General features: G+C 59.6%; 22 protein-coding genes. 8 read left to right on the forward strand and 14 right to left on the reverse strand.

From position 1 onward, the window contains the following. Positions 1 to 14: 14 nt before the first annotated feature. Positions 15 to 1,385, forward strand: a complete 1,371-nt coding sequence (locus tag MHX53_RS04345) for an isochorismate synthase (protein WP_239271375.1) — start codon at positions 15 to 17, stop codon at positions 1,383 to 1,385. Here the strand turns inward: MHX53_RS04345 and menD are convergent. Further along, on the reverse strand, positions 1,369 to 2,961 hold the full coding sequence (gene menD / locus MHX53_RS04350) for a 2-succinyl-5-enolpyruvyl-6-hydroxy-3-cyclohexene-1-carboxylic-acid synthase (protein WP_239271376.1): 1,593 nt from the start codon (positions 2,959 to 2,961) through the stop codon (positions 1,369 to 1,371). The genes MHX53_RS04345 and menD overlap by 17 nt on opposite strands. Before the next feature lie 35 nt (positions 2,962 to 2,996). On the opposite strand from menD, the gene MHX53_RS04355 reads away from it, so the two are divergent. Next, the gene (locus tag MHX53_RS04355; RefSeq protein WP_239271377.1) at positions 2,997 to 3,977 is read left to right on the forward strand and encodes a CPBP family intramembrane glutamic endopeptidase; all 981 of its coding nucleotides are present in this window, start codon (positions 2,997 to 2,999) and stop codon (positions 3,975 to 3,977) included. Between the two features lie 76 nt (positions 3,978 to 4,053). Continuing rightward, on the forward strand, positions 4,054 to 4,770 hold the full coding sequence (locus MHX53_RS04360) for a sensor domain-containing protein (protein ID WP_204515506.1): 717 nt from the start codon (positions 4,054 to 4,056) through the stop codon (positions 4,768 to 4,770). Here MHX53_RS04360 and MHX53_RS04365 read toward each other — a convergent pair. Continuing rightward, entirely contained in the window at positions 4,767 to 5,777 is a 1,011-nt protein-coding gene (locus MHX53_RS04365; RefSeq protein WP_239271378.1) for an o-succinylbenzoate synthase, read from the reverse strand. The genes MHX53_RS04360 and MHX53_RS04365 overlap by 4 nt on opposite strands. A gap of 30 nt (positions 5,778 to 5,807) precedes the next feature. Between MHX53_RS04365 and MHX53_RS04370 the strand changes: the two genes are divergently transcribed. The 3 genes from MHX53_RS04370 to MHX53_RS04380 are packed head-to-tail and all read left to right on the forward strand — an operon-like array spanning position 5,808 to position 8,958. After that, complete coding sequence (locus tag MHX53_RS04370) at positions 5,808 to 6,725, forward strand: 1,4-dihydroxy-2-naphthoyl-CoA synthase (protein ID WP_239271379.1); 918 nt, start codon at positions 5,808 to 5,810, stop codon at positions 6,723 to 6,725. Between the two features lie 15 nt (positions 6,726 to 6,740). Continuing rightward, complete coding sequence (locus MHX53_RS04375; protein WP_239271380.1) at positions 6,741 to 8,000, forward strand: AMP-binding protein; 1,260 nt, start codon at positions 6,741 to 6,743, stop codon at positions 7,998 to 8,000. 22 nt (positions 8,001 to 8,022) lie between these two features. Further along, on the forward strand, positions 8,023 to 8,958 hold the full coding sequence (locus tag MHX53_RS04380; protein WP_239271381.1) for a 1,4-dihydroxy-2-naphthoate polyprenyltransferase: 936 nt from the start codon (positions 8,023 to 8,025) through the stop codon (positions 8,956 to 8,958). A gap of 29 nt (positions 8,959 to 8,987) precedes the next feature. Here MHX53_RS04380 and MHX53_RS04385 read toward each other — a convergent pair whose 3' ends face one another. Then, the gene (locus MHX53_RS04385) at positions 8,988 to 9,272 is read right to left on the reverse strand and encodes a DUF4229 domain-containing protein (protein ID WP_239271382.1); all 285 of its coding nucleotides are present in this window, start codon (positions 9,270 to 9,272) and stop codon (positions 8,988 to 8,990) included. A 65-nt stretch (positions 9,273 to 9,337) separates the two neighbouring features. On the opposite strand from MHX53_RS04385, the gene MHX53_RS04390 reads away from it, so the two are divergent. Next, positions 9,338 to 9,676 carry a PLDc N-terminal domain-containing protein gene (locus tag MHX53_RS04390; protein WP_102238498.1) on the forward strand — a complete coding sequence of 113 codons (339 nt, stop codon included), beginning with the start codon at positions 9,338 to 9,340 and terminating at the stop codon, positions 9,674 to 9,676. Between the two features lie 2 nt (positions 9,677 to 9,678). Then, positions 9,679 to 10,203 (forward strand): hypothetical protein, encoded by a 525-nt coding sequence (locus MHX53_RS04395; protein WP_239271383.1) that lies wholly within the window; start codon positions 9,679 to 9,681, stop codon positions 10,201 to 10,203. A gap of 26 nt (positions 10,204 to 10,229) precedes the next feature. Here MHX53_RS04395 and MHX53_RS04400 read toward each other — a convergent pair whose 3' ends face one another. The 11 genes from MHX53_RS04400 to hemC all read right to left on the reverse strand — a co-directional run bounded on the left by MHX53_RS04400 (position 10,230) and on the right by hemC (position 23,243). Then, positions 10,230 to 11,573, reverse strand: a complete 1,344-nt coding sequence (locus tag MHX53_RS04400) for an MFS transporter (protein WP_239271384.1) — start codon at positions 11,571 to 11,573, stop codon at positions 10,230 to 10,232. A 215-nt stretch (positions 11,574 to 11,788) separates the two neighbouring features. Further along, positions 11,789 to 12,814, reverse strand: coding sequence for a c-type cytochrome biogenesis protein CcsB (gene ccsB / locus MHX53_RS04405; RefSeq protein WP_204515497.1), 1,026 nt, complete (start codon positions 12,812 to 12,814; stop codon positions 11,789 to 11,791). After that, positions 12,814 to 14,355, reverse strand: a complete 1,542-nt coding sequence (locus MHX53_RS04410) for a cytochrome c biogenesis protein ResB (RefSeq protein WP_239271385.1) — start codon at positions 14,353 to 14,355, stop codon at positions 12,814 to 12,816. The genes ccsB and MHX53_RS04410 overlap by 1 nt, the downstream gene beginning before the upstream one ends. Then, positions 14,355 to 15,134, reverse strand: a complete 780-nt coding sequence (locus MHX53_RS04415; protein WP_204515496.1) for a cytochrome c biogenesis protein CcdA — start codon at positions 15,132 to 15,134, stop codon at positions 14,355 to 14,357. Before MHX53_RS04415 ends, MHX53_RS04410 begins: the two co-directional genes overlap by 1 nt. Next, on the reverse strand, positions 15,134 to 15,721 hold the full coding sequence (locus MHX53_RS04420) for a TlpA disulfide reductase family protein (protein ID WP_204515495.1): 588 nt from the start codon (positions 15,719 to 15,721) through the stop codon (positions 15,134 to 15,136). The genes MHX53_RS04415 and MHX53_RS04420 overlap by 1 nt, the downstream gene beginning before the upstream one ends. After that, positions 15,718 to 16,377, reverse strand: a complete 660-nt coding sequence (locus MHX53_RS04425; RefSeq protein WP_204515494.1) for a histidine phosphatase family protein — start codon at positions 16,375 to 16,377, stop codon at positions 15,718 to 15,720. The genes MHX53_RS04420 and MHX53_RS04425 overlap by 4 nt, the downstream gene beginning before the upstream one ends. Positions 16,378 to 16,379: 2 nt before the next feature. Beyond that, positions 16,380 to 17,708 (reverse strand): glutamate-1-semialdehyde 2,1-aminomutase, encoded by a 1,329-nt coding sequence (gene hemL / locus MHX53_RS04430; protein ID WP_204515493.1) that lies wholly within the window; start codon positions 17,706 to 17,708, stop codon positions 16,380 to 16,382. A gap of 18 nt (positions 17,709 to 17,726) precedes the next feature. After that, entirely contained in the window at positions 17,727 to 18,221 is a 495-nt protein-coding gene (locus MHX53_RS04435; RefSeq protein ID WP_204515492.1) for a MarR family transcriptional regulator, read from the reverse strand. Next, a complete protein-coding gene (gene hemB / locus MHX53_RS04440; protein WP_204515491.1) occupies positions 18,218 to 19,189 on the reverse strand; it encodes a porphobilinogen synthase in 972 nt (323 codons plus the stop codon). Before hemB ends, MHX53_RS04435 begins: the two co-directional genes overlap by 4 nt. Continuing rightward, on the reverse strand, positions 19,189 to 20,784 hold the full coding sequence (locus MHX53_RS04445) for a uroporphyrinogen-III synthase (RefSeq protein ID WP_204515490.1): 1,596 nt from the start codon (positions 20,782 to 20,784) through the stop codon (positions 19,189 to 19,191). Before MHX53_RS04445 ends, hemB begins: the two co-directional genes overlap by 1 nt. Then, positions 20,781 to 23,243 carry a hydroxymethylbilane synthase gene (hemC, locus tag MHX53_RS04450; protein ID WP_204515489.1) on the reverse strand — a complete coding sequence of 821 codons (2,463 nt, stop codon included), beginning with the start codon at positions 23,241 to 23,243 and terminating at the stop codon, positions 20,781 to 20,783. The genes MHX53_RS04445 and hemC overlap by 4 nt, the downstream gene beginning before the upstream one ends. Positions 23,244 to 23,308 lie beyond the last annotated feature (65 nt).

The following is a 23,308-nucleotide window of genomic DNA, read 5'->3' on the forward strand; positions in this document are numbered from 1 at the left end:
TCCTTCCCGATACCATGAAGGACGTGAACGGTGAGACAAACGCAGAAACCCTGGCAGAAACTCTGACAGTGTGGCCCGGCGACACAGCGCCCACGCTGTCTGTCCGGTCGTGGTTTGTCGACGGTGTCACCCCAGAAGCACCCGCCCCTTTCGTGGGCGGCCTCCCCGCCACCAGCATGGAGTTCCTCACCCAGTTGCCCACGGACACTCTGGCTTGCTGGGTGCGGGGTAACAGTGGGTTGGTGGGCTTCGGTCGCGCTGTGCGGATCCGCGCCCGAGGTGGCAACCGGTTTTCGGATCTGTCTACCGTGTGGCGCTCAATTTCTGGCAACGCCACGGTTGATAACCCGGTTCGCCTGCCAGGTTCCGGGCTCGTGGGTTTCACCACGATCGCGTTTGCTGAGGACTCCCAGGCCGAATCTGTCATCGACATTCCCCAGTTCATTATGGGCAGGCGTGACGGGCGTGTGTGGCTCACCGCCGTCAACGTCACCGGCGCCCCCCACACGGAACTCAAACTGCGCGACGCGGCGCTGCAACCACCTCGGGACCCGCAGGTACACGACGGGCATGTGTCCGGCGAGCGCTACACGCGCGCCGTCACCCAGGCCATCGAGATCATGCAGTCGGGCCGCGCCAGCAAGATCGTGGTGGCCCGGGACGCCGTGGTCGAAACCGGCAACGACATTGACGTGCGTGCCCTGGTGGGCGCGTTGAACCGGTCATACCCATCCACGTGGACGTTCTGCGTTGCCGGCATGGTGGGCGCGACCCCGGAACTCCTCATCTCTCGTTCAGGCGACCGGGTTGAGTCCCGGGTGTTGGCGGGCACGTACCGGGTGTCGAATGACCCGAGGTCGGAGCTGGCGGCCGCCCGCGCCCAGTTGGGTGGGGCGAAGGACACGGCCGAACACCGTTACGCGATTGACTCGCTGGCCCAGACGTTGTCGCCTTTGTGTTCTGAGCTCGAGGTGGACCCTGAACCGCACTTGCTGGCCCTGTCGAATGTCATCCACTTGGCGTCCGATGCCCACGGGGTTGTGAAGCCGGGTCACACGTTGCTGGATGTTGCGCAGGCGGTTCACCCTACTGCCGCGGTGGGTGGGGTGCCTCGGGAGGCAGCCTGGGAGCACATCGCCCACGTGGAGAAAGCAGACCGAGGTCGTTACGCAGGTCCCGTCGGATGGATCGATGGCAATGGGGATGGGCAATTGGGCATCGCGTTGCGGTGCGGTCAGTTAGAAAGCCGCAACAAGATTCGTTTGTGGGCCGGTTGTGGGATCATGCCGGATTCCGACCCGGCTTCTGAACTTGCTGAAACCCGCGCCAAGCTCACCCCCATGATGTCCGCATTGGGTGTGGCCCACCTTATTGATCAGGTGTAAACACCACTTCATACACCCCTGGCTGTTTGCCGTCGACAGCAACCTGCAGGTCACTCATGGTGTTGATGTACCGGTAGGACCAGCCGTAGCCGGTGGCCAGGTGGTCGAAATTCCGGCCGTGGCGGGTAGCGAAAAACCTGTCGAAGTATGGGGCTAAGTGGTCTTGGCCGTGTTCAAGACCAGCAAAGATGGACCCGCCGTCGTCGTTGAGGATGAAGACCTGCACCGGTGGCAGGTTTTCACCTGTTTCCAGCAGAAGTCCCCCGATATCGTGTAGGGCGGTCACATCTCCGATCACGATTGCCAGAAGGTCGCCGTGACGACAGTGCTGGCCCTGCCCTGCTTTGGCGATTCCAACCCCGGTCGAAATGAGCCCGTCGATGCCGGCCAGCCCCCGCGATGCGTGAATGTAACAGCCGGTGGGAGGCACATTCGCTAGGTATCGCACGGCGTTCGAGCTTCCCACCAGCATGTGGGAACTGCCCGCTGCGATCGTTGACACGATGCTTTCTGCCACGCTGAGTTCTGCCGGCCAGTTTCCCGCGAACTCAACGCGCGGTTCGTGCCCAGCTTCCGTGTCGCTATCTGCGCCTTCTGCGCCTGTGCCCGAACGTTCCGCGCTCAAAGCCCGCGCCCGCTCAATCGCTTCCTCGGGCCACCACTCCACATTGAGCGGGATCGTGAAAAGTGGACGCTGGGCCAACAGCTTGGCGGTGGGTCTAAACAATGTGGCCTTTCCGTACTGAACCACGGTGGTCACATCGTCCCAGCCTCGTGCGTCCAGCACCCGGTGTGGCACGGGCACGGACATGTCAATGAGCGCCGAGGTGGGCTCGGCAAACACCGGAACCCCCGCCAGCATGCCCCGCACCACCCCGCGCGGAACGTCGAAACCTGAACAGTCACCCACTACTGCAATAGTTCCAGGCTTCTTCAGTGCGTCCAACGCATCTGCGAGCACCTGAATATCCTGCTCACTTGGGTGGACGTGGAAGGCCCTGGCGCTCTCTTGGGGCACCTCCCATGGGAAGTCTGATGCTTCTGGCACCAGAGGAACATCGAACTGCACGTTCAACTGCACCGGCCCAGGCAGACCCGTTTCACCCATTGCCACCGCCAACGCGTCTGCAACCGGGGCAGGCTCACCTGCCGGGACATCATAGGCAGCCATCACCTCGGGCAAATCACGAGACTGGTCATCCAGCGTCTGGTTAGCTCCCGTTGCCCGCAAGCGCGCAGGCCGGTCCGCCGTCAAGGCGACGATGGGCACGTGGCTGTAGGCGGCCTCGGCGATGGCGGGCCCCAGGTTCAACACCGCCGTTCCCGAGGTGGTGACCACCACAACCGGCCCCGGAACCTGCTGCGCTCGCAGCCCCTTGGCGATCCCCAAAGCGAGAAATCCAGCCGAACGTTCGTCAATGCGCACGTGGGCCGTGATGATGCCCTGCCGGTCCAGTTCAGCGAAAGCGTACGTGAGCGGCGCGGACCTGGAACCGGGACACACAACAACGTGTTTCATCCCTAAACGCACGCATTCACGTGCAATTTCGCGGGCGGTAGCAGTGGAGATGTTCACGTCTCGATTCAATCACGCTTCGCTAGACTTGAAACATGAACTATCCTCCCTCCCCGTACGCCCCCTCTGCTGTGCCACACGAACCAGCGGTACACAGAAACGACAAGCGGCGTGGTGTACAACTCGTTCTGGGGATCGTGCTGTTCGTTGTTTCACAGACCCTGATGGTCATCCCAGTTGCGGTGTATGCGACCGCCACGGGGCAACCTGAAGAGATTCCCAACATGATTGGTTTCAGCGGGCGATCCCCTGAACTTCTTCCCACGGTTCTTCTGTGCGTGGGAGTGGCACTCGGAATAGCGTTCTCGGTGGGTGGATACCTGTTCATCGTGAGCAAAGTGGGTGGCACCCCAGGCAACGGCATGAAAGGTAAACGTAAGTTCCTGGAGTTCATTCTGGGAGTGGGCACGGGAATCGTTCTGATCGCCCTGGCCGTTGCCGTGATCTGGATTCTGGGCGGATATTCGGTGACCGGCATCCACGTGGGCGCCACCCTGTTGCCCGCTCTTCTGGTTGCTTTCGCGATGGGGCTTGGGCCGGGTTTCATGGAAGAAATCCTGTTCCGAGGTTTCGGGCTACGCATTCTGGACGCGTGGTGGGGATGGCTCCCGGCTTTGCTGGTGACCTCGCTGACCTTTGGACTCGTCCACATCACAAACCCCGAGGCTTCGCTTTTTGGGGCGTTCGCAATCGCCCTTGAAGCAGGAGTTCTGTTGGGCGCCGCGTACTTCCTGACCCGTCGCCTGTGGCTGGCGATCGGAATCCACACGGGGTGGAATTTCGCGCAAGCTGGCATCTTCAGCTCTGACGTTTCTGGAACCGGCGACACCGCGGGGCTCCTCAACGCAAAGTGGGAAGGACCCGCATGGCTCACCGGTGGCGACATGGGGGTTGAAGCGTCCGTGATCACTATTGTCATCGCGCTTTCCGCTGGAATCCTCATGCTGGTTCTCGCACGCACCCACGGGATGCTCAAGCCTTCGGTCAAGCGCGAACAGCGCGTGTTCCAACCCTGAAACATCGCACCAATTTCGCATGAACAATGTGCCGTAGGTCTCTACCCATTGCTATCGTTTTTCGCGGAGGTACAACATGAAAACCATTCGAACCGCATTTGCAACCGTCGCGATCGGCGCATCCCTTACTCTGGCCGCCTGCTCAACAGGTGAGCCCGGCGCCCCACAAGAAGGCAACAACCAGGGCCAAGAACAAGGCCAGGATCAGAGCCAAGACTCAAGTGACGATCAGGCACAAAACAGCGCCTACACCAAGGAACAGGTCGAGCAGGCTTTCAAAGACGCGGGATATGAGCTCCAGGCCAACTCGCAGCCACCAACCATGAAAAATTTGGAGCAGGCAAAGGTTGAACCCGAAGAATGTAAAGGGGTTCTCTTGAATCAGGTTCAGCGCATCGACGAAACAACTTCCGACAAAACGATTGTGGGAACTAAAGGTCAGGAGGCAGCCGCATCTGGAGTTGTTTATGGCTCTGAAGATGAAGCCAAAAAAGAACTGGCGAACTCCAAAGACGGCATAAGCAAGTGCTCCACCATCACCATGGACGTTGGTGGCCAAAAGCTCACCGTTACAACGGAGACAAAAGACGGTTCAGTAGACGGTGCTGACGAGGCTCTGGTCATGAGCATGGAACTCAAAGACATAGGCAGTGGCCCTATCTCTACAGTCACCACCCGTAAAGGTAACGTGCTGGTGAGTGGTACTACGTTCGGCACAGGGTCCGCTGGCAGTGGCTCTGACGACGCTGAAATGTCGAAAGAAGTTCAAACTATTCTCGAAAAACTAGGCTAGTCCTCACGCCCCTCACGCAACCGTGCCCAGCACGCGCGCAATCGCCGAACCCACCATTCGGTACGCGCGGGCTGGGCACGATGCTTTTCCAACAAGAGCTGCGACGGTTCCACCCGCCCAACCGGCAACACGCCTTCGCGAGCGCGCAACGGATTCGTCACCACATCGGCTGACAACAGCGCTGCCGTGCCCAAACCTGCGGCCGATTCGTCCTCGAGGCTCGCTGCGAGCGCTACCCCAGCGCTGAGCCCCACCGAGGACTCAAGAGCGGAAGACACTGTGGCCGGCAACCCGCACTGCTCAACAACGCGGATAGCTGCTCGCACACCGCCCAACGGCTGCACCTTGGCGACGATGTGATCGGCGGCCCCCAACCGCGCAACCCGCAACGGGTCTTGGGCTTTACGAATCGACTCATCGGCAGCAATCCGCACACCCTCCACCTGTTCACGCACAGCCACTAAGTCCTCTACACGTGCGCACGGCTGTTCGATGTACTCCACCCGTTCAACAAACCCGGGAACGTGAGTAAACCTTCGTATGGCATTCACGGCTTCCGAAACGGAATACGCCCCGTTGGCATCCAACCTGATCCGCGCGGAACTGAGCCTCAACACGGCGCTCACCCGCTCCACGTCCTCTTCCACACTGTCAAGACCGCGAGCAGCGATCTTCACTTTTACCACCTCGGCGCCGGGAAACCTACCCAAAATCCCGCCGACCTCATGTGCGGGACATGCCGGCACGGTCGCGTTGATGCGCACCGTGTCACGGACAGGCGTGGGGAACTCAGTCGTGGCCGCTTCGACCGTGGCACGCAACCATTGCGACGCCTCATCCACGCGATACTCCACAAACGGCGAAAACTCCGCCCACCCGGCTGGCCCCTTGACCACCATGAGTTCCCGCTCAGTGATTCCGCGGAACCGTGTGACCATGGGAAGGGTCACCACGTGCATTTCGCTGAACAGTTCGCCGGGTTCGAGTGGAAGATCGCGTGCGTCCATGCACAGAACTGTAGCCACTATGCTGGCTTCATGACTGTTTCAGACATTTTCGACCCCACCAAGTGGCGTGAGGTTCAGGGATTCGACTTCACCGATATCACCTACCACCGCGCCATCAACCCCGACGGTTCGGATTTTGGGTGTGTGCGCATCGCGTTTGACCGGCCACACGTGCGCAACGCATTCCGTCCGCACACAGTCGACGAACTGTATCAGGCACTTGACCACGCACGCCAAACACCAGACGTGGGGTGCGTTTTGCTCACCGGAAACGGCCCCAGCCCCAAAGACGGTGGATGGGCGTTCTGTTCCGGTGGGGACCAACGAATCCGAGGTCGTTCCGGCTACCAATACGCCGGCGGGGAAACTGCTGAAACTGTGGACCCGGCCCGTGCGGGCAGGCTCCACATTCTTGAGGTTCAGCGCCTGATTCGCACCATGCCCAAAGTGGTGATCGCAGTGGTGCCCGGCTGGGCGGCCGGTGGCGGGCACAGTCTGCACGTGGTGTGCGATATGACGATCGCCAGTGAAGAACACGCAAAGTTTAAGCAGACCGACGCTGACGTGGGTTCCTACGACGCCGGTTACGGGTCGGCCTACCTGGCCAAGATGGTGGGGCAGAAACGCGCCCGCGAGATCTTTTTCCTGGGCCGCACTTACTCTGCTCAAGACATGCACGACATGGGCGCAGTGAACGAAGTAGTGCCCCACGCTGAGCTTGAAGACGCAGCCCTGCACATGGCGCGCGAAATCATGGGCAAGTCCCCCAACGCGCAGCGCATGCTCAAGTTCGCGTTCAACCTGGTTGACGACGGGCTTCTCGGGCAGCAGGTGTTCGCAGGTGAAGCCACGCGTTTGGGCTACATGACTGACGAGGCCGTTGAAGGTCGCGACGCTTTCTTGGAAAAGCGCGACCCTGACTGGTCCCCCTTCCCGTGGTACTACTGAGGTGCCACTGAACCAGTGACCAACTTTTCGTCTGTCCTCGACCTGTTCGCTGGGGCACTGGACGGCACGCACACACTCGTGCTGCCAGGTGGCCCCGTCACCGAACTCACCCCAGTCGCTCACCCGGCCAGCGCCCCCGCCTCGGGCGCAACCCCCTGGCCAGCGCTAGTCGTTCACACCTCGGGCTCCACGGGGACACCCAAGGCAGTCGCACTTTCAGCGTCAGCGCTGACCACCTCGGCGCGTTCCACCGAACGGTTCCTCCACGGCCCCGGCCAGTGGCTCTTGGCACTCCCCCACACCCACATTGCCGGCGCGCAGGTGATCCTCCGATCCCTGCAGGCGGGCACCGAGCCGGTCGTCCACACAGGCGCGTTCTCGGCGGACTCGTTCGCCCAGGCTGCCCAGAAGCTCACCAGTGACCTCCCCCTGTACGTGTCGCTGGTGCCCACCCAGCTGGTGCGCATTCTGCAGTCACCCCGGGCCACCCAAGTCGCCCGTCGCTTCGCCACGATCCTTTTGGGCGGTGCAGCGATTTCGCCGGCCTTGCTGGAGCGCGCGCACGACGCGGGGCTGAGCATCGTGCGTACCTACGGCATGAGTGAAACCGGCGGCGGGTGCGTGTATGACGGAGTGCCGTTCGACGCGGTGACCCTGACGCTCGACGCCCAGTCGCGCGTGATGATTTCTGGACCCGTTCTTGCCGACGGGTACGTGCGGATTGAGCAACGCGACCCCGGCCAGAATGGGGCTGGCCGTGGCGGTGGAGCTGATAGCAGCCTCACAATCACGCCCATCGACCACCCGGCCGGCGCGGTTCCCCCGGGAGCGCCCAGTGGGTTTTACGGCGACACTTTCCTCACCTCGGACCTGGGGTCCATCACCGACGGTGTTTTGAGCATCATGGGTCGGGCTGACGACGTATTTATTTCCGGCGGCGTCAATGTGTCGCCGTTGCGGGTAGAAAATGTGGCGTTGCGACAACTGGAGCCGTTGGGGGTCGCCGAGGTGGTCCTCACCTCCCTGCCCGACCTCGAGTTTGGTGAGCGGGCCGTCCTGCTCATGGCCGGTTCGTCGAGTTCGCTCGCGCAGTTGTCTCACACCCAGTTGAGTGCGCGCGTGAAGTCGCTGCTGGCTGGCACGGAACTGGGACCTGCTGATCTTCCTCACCGCACATGGTTGGTTGACCGGATTCCGCTGAAAGGGATCGGCAAGCCAGACCGCAGAGCGGCCCGTGACCTGGCCCAAACGCTGGCAGCCGGGCGGGTAGACTAGAGAAGTTTCGAGGAGGTAGGTCATGGCCACATTTGGTCAGTGGGTTGAAGGTGCCCGCTTGCGCACTCTGCCGCTAGCATTTGCGCCGGTACTGGCGGGAGCGGGGGCGGCTATTGGCGCGCTGGGCGGAGTGTCGGACCTGATCATAGGTTCGCCACTGCAGGGCGATTCCCCCACGATCAACTACCTCCACGTGATTGTGTGCGTTGTTTTGGCACTCATCGTGGCACTGGCCCTGCAGATTGGCTCGAACTTCGCCAACGACTACTCCGACGGTGTGCGCGGTACTGACGATGTGCGTGTGGGCCCCACCCGCTTAACAGCCAGTGGCCTTGTTCCACCGCAACGGGTCAAGCGTGCTGCCATGCTTTCCTTTGCCACAGCGGGTGTTGCTGGTCTTGCACTCACGCTGGTTGCACAGGCATGGTGGTTTATCCCTGTGGGCGTGTGTGCGGTTCTCGCCGCGTGGTTTTACACAGGAGGCTCCCACCCGTATGGCTATTACGCACTGGGTGAAGTGTTTGTGTTCATCTTCTTTGGCCTGGTCGCCACAGTGGGAACCGGGTACGCAATAGCCGGAACAATGACACTGTCCATGTGGGCGGCCGCCGTGGGGGTTGGCCTGTTCGCATGCGCTGTTCTCATGGTGAACAACGTGCGCGACATCCCCACTGACACGCAAGCAGGCAAGACAACACTGGCAGTAGTTTTGGGAGACCGAGGTGCCCGCGTCACCTACGCTGTCATGGTGTTAGTTCCGTATGCACTGCTGCTCATCCCTGTTCTTGCCGGGCACATCGCAGCGCTCATCGCGGTCATATCATGTGCCCTGGTCATTGCCCCGCTACGCACCGTATTAAACGGTCGCACCGGATTGGACCTCATTCCGTGCATTAAGTCCACCGGGTTTACCGCCCTGGCGTATGGGGCGCTTGTCGGTTTGGGACTCGCACTGTAAGCGAGCTTGAACGACAGGTAAACCTGCGTCTATTCCTGAGACCCGTCTATCTGCGCGTCTTCGATGGCTTCGTCAGAGTCTTTCTTGACCTTCTTGACTTGAGGCGCGCGGGCTTTCCGGTTCTTGTTTCGCTCAATAAGGCCGTCGGTGGCTCGAGTGCGCAAACCAGCCAGAACCAGGTAGCTCACAAACGCTGAAATGAGGATCGCGCAAATCATCGAGATCAGGTTGAAACCAAAAATCGTAATAGTCAGCGCCACGACAATAACCAGAACGGCCAGGCGGGCCAGCAAGTACAGCACATAGTCACGCATGATGTAACGAGTTTACTTCAGTCCACGTAGCCGGCGAAGATCACCCATCACATAAACTGGGTGGCATGTCTCGAATCCTGCTAGGTGCCATCGTCATATACGTCGCTGTGGCTCTGTACTCGGTTTTTGATGCCGCGCTCCGTGACAAAGACCAGATTCGGATCATGCCCAAGATCGCGTGGATTGCTGTCATTCTTCTGGTCCCACTGGTGGGGCTGCTCTTGTGGTTCCTGTTTGGTCGAGGTACTACCGGGAGCGCACCCGCCCGCGGAGTGGCCCCTGACGACGACCCCGACTACCTACGCAAAATTTCAGAAGACTTGGACTGGGAGCGTCGCAAGAAGCAGGGACGCAACAACCCTGATGAACCCGGTGAGACCGGCGAACCTCATAGCGAGGAGTAGCTGTGGAACACTCCCCTCACGTACGGTACGAAGTTCGGGTTAGAGAATCACTGTCGCAAAACCTGCGGGTCTCCAGGTTTTTCAACCTCATGTTGCTGTGGACTGGAGCAGTCATTTTTGGCCTGCTGGGCATCTTCATCGCGTGGGTCACTTTCGCCACGGAGCCTGAATCACGTGAATGGATGGAATCAGGTGTCGCGTGCCTGGTGTTATTTTCGCTTTCTGCGTTCGGCATATTTGCCGCACGAATGAGGCGGTCAATCCTCGCGGGACCACTGGAATCCGGCGTGCATTTCACGGTCACCGATAAGACGGTCGAGTTCCCTAAAATCGGCCGCATCAGAGACGCCGAATCATGGCCCCTGGAACAGACGCACATTAGCTACAAGCGTGGTCGCTTTGGAACTCTAATCCTCGAATGCCCAGGCCACCGTCGTCGCACCTACGGGCAAGCGCTGCTACGTGACCCCATCGAAGAGGTCTACGTAGCCATCACCGCTCAAATCGAGCGTGCCCAGACTATTTAGCGTCGCTCACATCGAGCGCGCCCAGACTATTTAGCGTCTGCCTCGAACTTCGCCTCGACACCCACCTCGGGGAGCTGGTTTCCGCGAATCGTAGCCCCTGCCGTCTCCTTCATGCACAGGGTTGCAATCAGACCAATCACGCACGCACCCATCATGTAGAAGGCCGGCACCAGCGGCGAACCGGTCTTACCAATCAACCACTCATTCACGGAAGGTGCGGTTCCACCGAAGGCTGCGGTGGCAACGTTGTACGTGATAGCGAAGCCCGCGTAACGCACCTGGGTGGGGAACATGGCTGGGAATGTCGCAGAAATCGACGACAGCTGCGGGATGTACAGGACTCCCAGGACGAAAATACCCAGCAGAGCAAACCAGAAACCGTTTGGCATGATCATGTACATGGGCACGGAAGCCACAATCAGTCCGATCATGGAGAACGCCCACATAGGCTTACGCCCAAACTTATCGCTCAAGAACCCGCCAATAGGCATCAGCAGCATCATGCCGAACTGCGCGAGGAACATAATGGTCAGCGTCGTCTGCGAGGACAGCTCAACACTGTTTTCAAAGTAGGTGGGCATGTATGACAAGAGCGTGTAGTTCACGACGTTCACAGCCGTGACCAGCCCGGTCATAATGAGGATCTGCTGCCAGTGGTTCTTAAACAGTGAGCCAAAGACCTTGCCTGTCGATCCTTCGTCGGAACCTTTTTCGTCCATTTCTTCGAACACTGGCGATTCGCCCAGTTTGCTTCGCAAGTACAGACCCACGATTCCCAGCGGACCGGCAATCAGGAACGGCACGCGCCATCCCCAATCCATCATTGCTTCGTTACCGATCGTCAGTTCACCCATCAACACAATGAGCGAGCCCAGAGCAAAACCAGCCAGGGTTCCGAACTCCAGGAAGCTTCCCCAGAATCCACGGCGGTTACGCGGCGCATATTCGGCCATCATGGTGGCCGCACCACCGTATTCACCACCGGAGGAGAACCCTTGCACGGCGCGCAGGATCACAAGCAGAATCGGGGCTGCGATACCAATGGTTTCGTGAGTGGGGAGCACACCAATCAGGAAGGTGGCGCCTGCCATCATCAGGATGGTGAGTGCAAGGACGTGCTTGCGCCCGAGGCGGTCTCCCATTGGCCCCCAGAAGATACCTCCCAGCGGACGCACCAGGAACGAAAACGCGAAGGTTGCCAGCGCCAGAATGGTTCCGTACTCACCCGGGAAAAAGTGTTGCGTGATGTAGGTGACGGAAACGGCGTAGATACCGTAGTCGAACCATTCAGTCGCGTTACCGATTGCAGAAGCCGCGACGGCCCTTCGAACAGTAGAGGTGTCCGGCTCCTTCAACTGCGGTTGACTCACAACAACAACTCCTCATGTGCGATGTAGCTATCCAGATATCAACGCTTTCAACTGCTCACTGTTTTCTCAACGGAAAGCCTCGTTTGCACAAGTTTTGTTAAGGAACGGAGATCTGCAAAAACCGCCATCACTGCATGTAAACCACGGTTTATGAGATAAAACGACCCTGAGAGTGTTTCCTACTCTCAGGGTTTACACATACTGTGTTCGTTTTATTATTTGAGCCCAGAATAGCTGTGGAGACCGTTGAAGTAGATGTTGACCACCGCGAAGTTAAATAGAACGGTAGAGAAACCGACCAGGTTGAGGATCGCGATTGCGCGTTGCGACCAACCTCGGGTTGCACGTGCGTGGAGGTACGCGGCATAGATGACCCACACAACAAACGTCCAGATCTCCTTGGTGTCCCAGCCCCACGGACGACCCCACGCGACCTCGGCCCAGATCGCTCCAGCGATCAGCGTGAAGGTCCATGTGATGAACCCAACCGCGGCCAAGCGATACGACACGATCTCAATACGGTCAGAAGCAGGCGTACGAGCCAAGAACCGCAGTGCCTTAGGAATGGGCCGGTCTTCCTTCACACGTTTTTCGTAGTTGATGGTGAGCAACTGGAAGATCGCGATCACGGCGGACACGGTCAACAGGGCGGTAGACAGGATCGCAATGGGTACGTGGATGTAAATCCAGTACGACTGAAGAGCAGGAATGAGCTGAGCCGCCGGAGTGTAGAACACCGTAATGCACAGGCCCAGAGTGATCAGCGCGAAACCTGCGACGAACGTTCCCATGAAGCGCAGGTCGCGGAACTTCAACACGGCCAGGTACGTGATGACAGCCAGGGCGGACGCAACCAGCGCGTACTCCATCATGTTGCCCCACGGGACACGCATGACTGCAATGGTGCGTGTGACGACGGCGCCCACGTGCATGAGAACAGCCAGGACTGTGAGCGCCGTTCCAACGCGTGCCCAGCGCCTGAAGTCATGTGTTTCAGCTACCGGAACTGGAAAATCCTCGTCGCGTTCAGCTACCGCTACCCCGCCACCGCGATTACGTGAGGTACGTGCAACCGCGCTGGCTTTTGCGGTGGTCTTGGTGTTGTTCTTTACTTGGCTCTTGTCCTGAGCAGTGTCGCCAAAAAGGTCCAGAGAGTAAATGATGAATGCGATCGCGTAGACCGCCATGGCCGAATAAATCAGCAGATTGGACCAGCTAGCCCAAACAACAGAAACGTCCATTAATCTTCCTCTTCACGCGCAGATTCATTCAAGTGTACGGCAAGCGTTTTTACTGCGTGTTTGACCCTGGGGTCTTCGCCACGTGCAAGCGCCGCAACTTCGACTCGCCCATCAGTGACGCGCACCCACATACGACGGCGCGGAATGAACAATGACAGCCCCAGTCCCACCATGAGCAGAACCGCACCTACCAAGAGCACAACCTGCGTGGGGTTGGAGTGGATGTCGACAGCGACGAAGCGTTTCACGCCATCAAACGTCACCGTGCCCCTACCGTCTGGCAACTCGACGGTCTCTCCCGGTGCCATCTGAAGCGTGACGGGTTTACCGTCCTTGCCAGTGACCGCGCGCATCTTCGAGGTATCGAGTTCATACACGTTCTGAGCGATCCCGTCGTCCAATCCCAGGTCGCCCTCGTACACGCTCATCACCAAGTACGGCTGATCGGCCGCGGGAAACGTCGAAATCAGCTCACCCTGGTCATTGAATCCCGCCGTAGGGAGGAACACTCCCCCAAATCCCAACTGTTCGCCACCGGTATCCGGAACCTTGACGACACCTCGGGAGGCATACGTTCCGTCAACCGGCAGGAACACAACGGGACCGGAGAAGGTGACGTCGCCCTTCGCGTTCTTCACCGTCACCTCGGGAGCGTAACCGTTACCCGTGAGATACACGCTGGTGCGACCAAAGCGCACGGGCTCGTTGACCTGCAGAACCTTGGTCTCTTCAACACCCTGGTAGTTAGTGGTCACATTTGCGGCGAAGTGCCGGGGCTGAGCAAACTGTGGTCCCACCGACTCACTGTCGAACGTGGCGTCAAAACGGTTGAGTGTGATGCGGAAGTCGTCCAGATTGTCCGGGTTGTAGTAGGTGCCCGGTTTGAAGTCGTCATAGGACACCAGCGAGTTGGAGAACGTTTCACCCTCAACCAGAATCCGTTGCCCCGAATACGACACGAGCGCACCCAGAGCGAATACCACAACGACCCACAAGATCGAAAAGTGGAACAACAGGTTTCCGGTTTCGCGCAAGTACCCGCGTTCAGCCGCAACGTGGTCATCGTTGCGCACTGTGCGGTACCCGGCCTTCTTCAAGACGCGCTGCGCACGGTCCAAGAAGTCGTCAGTGTCACTATCTTCAAGTTCCCACTCCTGGTGAGCAGGCATACGGGTGAGCCTGCGCGGTGCTTTGGGCGGGGCCATGCGCATGGCCTTAAAGTGCTGGCCGCACCGGGGAACAATACAGCCCACCAACGACACCATGAGCAGGATGTACACGGCAGAAAACCACACCGACGAATACACGTCGAACATCTGCAGTTTGTCGAGCACCTCACCCAAAGTGCCGTTGTCCTCAATGAACGTGCGCACCTTGCCGGGGTCTTGAATGCGTTGTGGCAACAGGGAGCCAGGAACCGCTGCCATGGCCAGTACCAAGAGCAGAATAAGGGCGAAACGCATGGTGGTGAGCTGTCGCCATGCCCAGCGCAGCATTCCTACCGCACCAATGTTTGCAGGAGCTTGCGTGTTCTTACTCACTACACCACCAACTCGAATCCGTTAGCCCACAGTTGCATATAGCTCATCATGAGGTTCCATAGCCCAGTCACCATGGCCAGGCCCAGCACGATCAGCATGATTCCGCCTGCCCGCACAATACCCCGTTGGTGACGGCGAACCCATTCGAGCTTGCCCATTCCCTTGTGGATGAGAAACGCGACGATGAGGAACGGTATCCCGATTCCCAAGCAGTACACAAAGGTCAGCACCGCTCCGCGAAGCACGTTTCCGGTTCCTCCAAAGCTGGTGGACATGGCCAGCACCGCTGCCAGCGTGGGCCCAATACACGGGGTCCAGCCTAAGGCGAAGGTCGCGCCCAAAAGGGGCGCTCCTAAGAGCCCCGCCCGAGGTCGTTTCGAGATCCGCACATCGTTCTGCAGACGCTGGAAACCGCCCAGGAAAGCGATTCCCAGGATCACGACGATGACACCAAAAATCCGGGTGACGACATCAATCCACTGTGATACCAAGGCACCCAGTCCGGAAAACAGGATCCCAATCGCCACGAAGACGGTGGCGAAACCCAGGATGAACAGTCCCACGCCTGCGAGTACTGTCCAGGTTTTCTTGTCCTTGACGTGCGTTCCGGTCAGCCCGGTCACATAGCCCACGTAGCCGGGTACCAAAGGAAGAATACAGGGCGAAAGAAACGACACGAGTCCAGCCAGGAGCGCGACCGCCATTGCTAACAGAATGGGGCCGTTGAGAACGGTGTCGGCGAACGACTGTCCGGCAGACGCGATTAGGTTCACGGGCATCAATGGCCCATGGTTTCTTCGATCAAACCTCGCAACGTCGATTCTTCTACCGCACCCACAACGCGTGCTGCCGGCCGTCCTTCCTTATCGAGGATAACCGTGGACGGAGTGGCTTGTGGGGGTAGCACTTTGGAAAGAGACGCAACAATCGAACCGTCAGTATCGAGGGTATTTGCGTACTTCACATCAAAGGTCTTGGTGAAGCCTTCTGCTGCCGCTTTTCCGTCCCGGACGTTAACGCCCAAGAACTCCGCATCGTCGGCGAACTTGCTGGCAACCTCATTGAGTGCAGGGGCTTCTTTACGGCACGGCGGGCACGACGCGTACCACAAGTTCACCACCACGAGCTTGGGCCTGTAGTCCTTGACCGAGCCTTCTGTTCCGTCCAAGAGCGTGAAGTCGAAATCGACGGGTTCTCCGCGTTCCGCTTCCGGAATCTGCGTGACAACACCTGAACCAGAAACATAGCCTTGGCCGGATCCAGCTTGATCGGCAAGCGAATCGGATTCCGTTGAACAGGCGCTGGTGGCCACCAGCACTGCTGTCGCCAACGTTGCAGTGAGAGCCTTACGACGGTTCACGGTCATGCCCCAGCAACCCCTTTCACCGGTTGCAGATCCTTCGCGATGTCGTTGTACCCAACATCGACGAGTGAACCATTTTCAAATGTGAGAGTCGTGGATGAAGCCAGCGAGCATTCGCGGTGGCGTGGGTCGTGGACCAGCGGACGGTCTTCCGCGTCCAAGCGAGTCACCCAAATGGGAAGCTGGTGCGACACGATCACGCCGTCAACCACCTCAAGCTTCTCGCTTCGCGCGATGTCCTCTAAACGGCGGTGCACACTGGCGACAGCCGCTCGCATTCGGCGCACCTGATTGACATACGGTTCACCCCACGACGGTTTAAGCGGGTTGTACAAGCGTTGCAAGTTCTGCGGTTGCATGAGCGAATGGCGGTCCACTTTGGTGCCTTCGAACTGGTTTTCCGCTTCAATGACCCGCTCGTCAACCAGAGGTTCGATGTTCACCGCATTAGCAAGCGGAGCGATGGTCTCCTTAGTCCGCAAAAGCGGGGAACGCACCAGGTCCCGGACCATAAAATCCGGCCCGGTGTAGTGCTCAGCGACGCGTTGAGCCATGAGACGGCCAACTTCAGACAATCCAAAACCGGGAAGGCGACCGTACAAAATACCTTCAGGGTTGTGGACTTCGCCGTGTCGATTCAGGTGAACACGGATAATCATTTTCAGCCTTTCGCTTGAGCGGCGGCACGTGCAGCGGCAGGCAACGCGGACACAATCCGGTCAACGACCTCGGGAGTGTGTGCCAACGACAAGAACCACACTTCATACGCACTTGGTGGCAAGTGCACACCCTGGTCGAGCATCGCGTGGAAGAACGCCGCATACGCGTCACTGTTCTGTGACTGAGCGTCAGCGTAGTTGATCACGGGGCGGTCGGTAAAGAACACCGAGAACATGGAGTTCGCGCTCTGCACCGTATGAGGCACACCGGCCCGTGTCAGCTCCTGGGTCACTGCTGCGCGCAACTGGTCGGCAACCGATTCGATGTGACTGTACACATCGAGTTCCTTGGTCAGCTTCAACGTGGTCAAACCTGCGGCCGTTGCAACAGGGTTCCCAGACAAGGTTCCCGCTTGATACACGGGACCGGCTGGGGCGAGGTGTGCCATGACATCGGCGCGTCCACCGAAAGCAGCCGTGGGGAAACCGCCACCCATAACCTTTCCGAACGTGAACAGATCGGCAGGTCCGTCCGGGTAACCCTCACCTAGACCAGATTCATAGCCGTACCATCCGGCCTCAGACACGCGGAAACCTGTCATGACCTCGTCCGAGATCATGAGGGCACCGTGTTCCCGTGTGAGTTTGCGAATGAGCTGGGTGAAGCCGTCCCGAGGTGGCACAATACCCATGTTTCCGGGGCAGGCCTCCGTGATGACGCATGCGATCGAGTCGCCGTACTTCTCGAACACTTCCGTGAGCGCTTGCGCGTCGTTGTACGGAACAACCAAGGTCTCTGACGCTTCCCCGGCGACCACGCCAGGAGTGTCGGGCAGACCAAAGGTAGCGACACCTGAACCGGCCGCAACCAAAAGAGCGTCGACGTGCCCGTGGTAGCAACCAGCGAACTTCACCACGCGTGACCGTCCAGTGAAACCGCGGGCCAAACGGATCGCGCTCATGGTCGCTTCGGTTCCTGACGACACCAAGCGCACCTGCTCAACCGGGTCTACGCGAGCAACGATTTCTTCTGCCAGCGCGACTTCGTTTTCAGACGGGGTACCAAAAGAGAAACCCTGGTCAGCAGCCGCGTGAACCGCGTCGAGAACCTGCGGGTGCGAGTGTCCCAGGATCATGGGGCCCCACGAACCAATGAGGTCGACGTACTCGTTGCCGTCTGCGTCGTACAACAGCGCGCCTTTAGCGCTACGGATGAAGCGTGGCGTTCCCCCTACTGCTTTAAACGCACGAACCGGGGAATTCACTCCGCCAGGAATAACAGACTGGGCTCGGGCAAATAGACGTTCCGACTCAGAAGTTACGTGGGACATGAAAAATCCTCCTCGTATCTAGGCTAACTCGCGAAGGTGTGTGTGAACCTTCTCGTACATTTCGCCCAGCGCTTTAAGCTCAACCGGGTCCAACACATCAACAAAATTTTCTCGCACACCCGTGACATGTGTGGGAGCGGCCTCCTGTAACAGTTCCCAGCCGGCGTCCGTCATACAGCAACGGACACCTCGGCCGTCACCCACTGCGGACTCCCGCTCTACCAGACCCCGCTTTTCCATCCTGGCAACAATGTGGGTCAGGCGAGAACGCGACATACCGATCTCGTACGCCAACTCCGACATGCGACACGACCAGTCCTCGGATTCCGACAAGCGGACCAACACCTCGTACTCCGGAATCCCGATCCCGTACGCGACGCGCAAGTCCTTATCCAAAACAGCCATCATCAAGCGCCACGACTCAACCATGTGGCGCCATGCGAGTTGCTCAGAATCGTCAAGCCATTGGACAGTGTTTGCGTCAGAATTTACTGGACTCTGAGCGGCCGTCATGATTGGCCATTCAACCGGGAAGCAACCTCGGTCGCCCAGTAGGTCAAAATCGCGTCGGCTCCTGCGCGCTTAAACGCAGTCAGGCTTTCCATGATTGCGGCGTCGCGGTCGATCGCTCCCGCGGCGGCCGCGAACTCGATCATCGCGTACTCACCAGAGACCTGGTACGCCCACACGGGAACGGTCACTGCGTCACTCACTTCAGCGAGCACGTCCAAGTACGGCATGCCAGGTTTCACCATGACGATATCGGCGCCTTCGTCGACGTCCAACGCGACCTCCGTGAGAGCTTCGCGACCGTTAGCCGGGTTCTGCTGATATGTACGGCGGTCACCCTTCAGCTGCGAGTCAACTGCTTCCCGGAATGGCCCGTAGAACGCCGAAGCGTACTTAGCGGCGTACGCCATAATAATTGTGTTGATGAAACCAGCTTCGTCAAGCGCTTCGCGCACTCGCGCCACCTGACCGTCCATCATGCCGGACAGGCCAATCACGTGAACGCCCGCACGCGCCTGGGCCACTGCCATCTGGGCATACAGCTCAACCGTGGCGTCGTTGTCCACTTCACCCGTGTCCGTGAGAACACCACAGTGGCCGTGTGACGTGAACTCGTCCAGGCACAGATCCGCCATGACCACCGTCTGGTCACCCACGGCCTCCACGACCGCACGGATTGCACGGTTCAGAATCCCGTCTTCAGCCAACGCCTGAGAACCCGTTTCATCACGGTGGCTCGGAATCCCAAACAGCATGATGCCACCCACGCCCGCGTCAACGGCGTTGCGTGACGCTTCCACAAGTGAATCGAGCGTGTGCTGCACAACCCCTGGCATGGACGTCAATGGAGCCGGCTCGGTCAACGACTCCTTGACGAAGAGCGTTTCAATCAAGTCAGCAGCATGAAGCCTGTTCTCTTGTACAAGCCTGCGTACTGCTGGCGTGCTACGAAGACGACGTGGACGGAACATTATGACTTTCTCCTGGTACGGCGACGCTCCGAGGGCCGAAGAGCGGGCTCGCCTTGAGCTTCCGCACGATCCCGCAGATCGCGCGCATATTCAGCGAGGTCCTCAATTAAAGATTTGACGTTAGCTTCCTGAGAAACAATGTCGACGACCAGCCCGTGAGACTCCGCAGTTTGCGCAGTGGCCGGTCCAATACAGGCGACGACCGTGGTTGCCGGTGGCTTACCTGCGATACCCACAAGGTTGCGCACGGTCGATGACGACGTAAACAGAACAGCGTCGAAATCGCCACGCTTAATCGCCTCACGGGTAGGAGCCGGTGGCGGGGCGGCACGGACGGTCCGGTAGGCCGTCACATCGTCGACCTTCCAACCCTTTTCCTGCAGGCCGTTGACCAACACCTCGGTCGCAATATCCGCCCGCGGCAACAACACACGGTTGAAACCTTCTACGTCGTCAAACACCGGCCAGTCAGCGGCCAGCCCGCGCGCGGACTCTTCGGTCGTAGCAACGAGCTCCGGCTCAATCCCCCACTCCCGCAAGGCAGCCGCGGTCTGCGCCCCCACAGCGGCAACGCGCACGCCAGCTAAGGAGCGCACGTCCAGCCCCAGGTCACCCAACAGGACCCGCACGGCGCGCACCGCGTTGATCGACGTGAACCCAACCCACTGGTAGTCCCCGTCGACAAGCCCGCGCATCGCGCGCTCCATCTGCCCCGGCGTCCGAGGTGGTTGGATAGCGATCGTGGGAACGACCTCGGACTCCGCGCCGTACTCATGGAGCACCTGGGCGGTGATCTCACCCTGCTCACGGGTGCGCGGAATCAGCACGTTCCATCCGAACAGGGGCTTCGTTTCAAACCACGAAAGCGGGCCGCGGTCCTCAATTCCCGCGCCCAGGATCGTGACAATCGTTTCCTGTGGAACGGGCTCGTTCTCCAGACGCTGTTCCAAAGCACCCAAAGTGGTGTCCACGGACACCTGACGCACGCGGGACACCCGCACAACTGCGAGCACGCGTGTGGCCGGGTCCCACCCGTCGTTGAGGAGCGACCGGATCGCAGCGACCGTGTTTTCGCTGTCACCAGACAAAACGTGGGCAGTGTTGCGGTGCTTGGACACATCCGTGTGGGTCATTTCTCCGGCTTCGACAAACCGCAGGGACCGCACGCGGTTGGTGGTGATTGGGGTTCCCGTAAACGATGCCACGGCGGCCGACAGGCCAACCCCGGGGACCACCTCGATACCGGTGCCCGTGCGACGCACGGCAACACCTTCAGAGTTCAGAGCCGAAAACAGAACGCCGTCACCCGCGTACAACCGCACAACCAGGCCATGCTCTTTGGCCAGTTCACCCATCTTCCGACCACGTGTGGACGCCGTTTGACCCAACGACGTCTCTTCAACCCGCGCGGTCTGAGAAGGCGCGTACGTGTCGACAATGTCAGTGTGAAAAGCCGGGTCATACACAACGACCTGCGCGCTGGCCAGAATGTCGGCGGAACGCACAGGTAGCAGTCCGGGGTCACCCGGCCCGGTTCCCATAAAAACAACCAGCGGTTTTTGCGGGATCAGTGGAAACACCGTTGAAGCACTCATGGTTTTACCTCAAGTTGAGCTTTCGGAGCATTCGCACCGGTCAACGTATCTGGAACAACGCCCAAGGTGTCGAGAAGTTCATCGGCGATCTGGGTTCCCACGTCGATCGCGGCGTTGACACCCGTGTTAGCCACTGACCGGGTAATTCGCGCCAGCTTACCAGCATCGTCGGCCATCACGGCAGACAGTTCAATGGACCGTTCAGTCACGTTCGCAAGCGCACCAATCGGAGCTGAACATCCGGCCTGCGCACGCGACAAAATGGCGCGTTCAGCGACGACCGCGCGGTACGTGGTTTCGTCGTGGATTGCCAACAGCCCTGACCGCAGTTTCGCGTCGAACGGGTCGCGGTCCGCGTTTTCTGCGCGGCACTCGATCGCCAGCGCCCCCTGCCCCGGGGCTGGCAACATAAGGTCGGTCGCCAAGGTCTCGGTCACCTCGGCTAGGCGCCCCAACCGGCGCATACCGGCGGCGGCCAGAACGACGGCGTCGATGCGGCCGTCAGTGACGTACTTGATGCGGGTGCCCACATTTCCGCGCACACCACGAATGTCCAGATCCGGGCGGACTGCACGCATTTGCGCGGCACGGCGCGGCGAACCGGTTCCCACGATCGCGCCCTGGGGAAGCTGGTCGAAGGTGAGTCCGTCGCGGGCCACAAGGACGTCGGACGGGTCTACCCGAGGTGGTACAGCCGCCAAGGTAATTCCCGGCGCCTGCGCGGTGGGAAGGTCTTTGAGTGAGTGGACGGCGATGTCGATTTTGCCTGACAGCAGGGCCTGCCGCACTGCAGACACGAACACGCCCGTTCCGCCCATGTTGGCCAACGGGGTCATGTTGACGTCGCCTTCTGTGACGACCTCGACGATTTCCACGCGCCACCCGGTGTGTGCGGCAATGTCGTGAGCGACTCCCACTGACTGCGAGCGCGCCAGGTTCGATCGGCGAGTTCCCAGCCGGACCGTTCGTGTCCATCCTTCTGGCTCCACCACGTCGAGCGTGTGGTCGCCAACTGGTGTGGTTCCGTCGGTTGTGGTGGATTTGGCTGGGCTGCTCTTCGCCGTGTTGTTCTTGGCCTTGCTTTGGTTGGTGCTGTGGTTCTTGGCTTTGACGATTGGGAGCTCTGAGGTTTCAGGTGCTGCGGTGAGGTCGAAAAGCGTGGACAGCGCAGCCGCGTAGTCCGTACTGGTTTCGGTGAGCGCGAGTTCCTTCACCCGGACGGTGGGGTTGTGCAGGATCTTGTCGACTGTGCGGTTGAGGGATTTACGAATTTCGGCTTGCACGTCTTCGCTGACGTCATCCCCCAGTTTGTTCACCAGGCGGGTGTATTCAGCATCGATGATTTGGCTGGCGCGTTTGCGCAGGGCAACCACGGTGGGGTTGATCTTGGACGCCGCTTTATCTGCTGCGACCTGGTTCATGGCTTGGCGGATGAGTGCGCGCACTTGTGCCAGCGCGTCGACCGCACGGGAGTCCGCGGCTAGGTTGCTCTGTGCGAATTCCATGGACAGTTGTTCCAGCCCCATGAGGCTCACGTGCGGAATGTCGGCAACGCTGTGCTCAATGTCGAAGGGCATTGCGAGGTCGATGAACGCACGCTTGTGCGGTTCCGGGGTGGAGCTCATGGCTTTCACCACGGTGTCGGTGTTGATCACGGTTCCGCGCGCACCCGTTACGCTGACGATCAGGTTGGAGTGGCGGATTTCGTCGACGAGTGAGCCTTCTGACAGCTCGGTGAACGAGGTGGTGAGGTACGTGCCCAGTTGTTGTGCGAGCTCTTCGGCGTGTTCGATCAGGCGAAGGGCACGCTCTGATGTCCGATTGATGACCGTGAGTGATGAGACTCCTGAGCGCACCAACGTGGCGACGGCCAGTCCTGACATGGCACCGGCACCCACGACGAGTGCGCGGGCTCCACTGATTTCGCCCAGGTGTTCACGGGCGGCAAAGAGAGCAGTGTCCAAAAGCGAGTTTGAGACGGTGTCGAGTGCGGTTTCGGTGTGGGCTCGCTTTCCGATTTCTAACGCTCGACTGACCGCGCGTTCCAGATCACCAGTCAAGGTGCCAGCAGTGCGGGCTTCGTTGAGTGCAGTCCGCACTTGGCCCAGGATTTGCGCCTCACCAATCGCCATTGAGTCCAGGCCCGTGGTGAGTTCAAACAGGTGTTCATACGCTTCCGTTTCGTAGCGCACGAACAGGTGACCGGCCAGCTCTTTCCAGTCGAAAGACGTCATGTCGACCAAGGCGGAACCCAGATCGGCGAGCCCGCCGTGGAAGCCGGAGACATCGGCGATGATTTCGACTCGGTTGCACGTCGCCAGCACAACTACACCCATGACGTATTCGCCTGCACAGACCCGCGAGCGCAATTGCTCGACTGCGGGCGCGTCAAAGGCGAACGCATCGAGCACGCTCATAGGAGCGGTGCGGTGTGAAACACCTAGGACGAGCAACGACACTGAGAACCCCTCAAACGCAACTAGGTTGTGCGGATATGTTGTGTGGACTAGATCTTGTGCGGACT

This window comes from Brevibacterium sp. ACRRH (genome assembly GCF_022346365.1).
Taxonomy (GTDB): Bacteria; Actinomycetota; Actinomycetes; order Actinomycetales; family Brevibacteriaceae; genus Brevibacterium; species Brevibacterium paucivorans.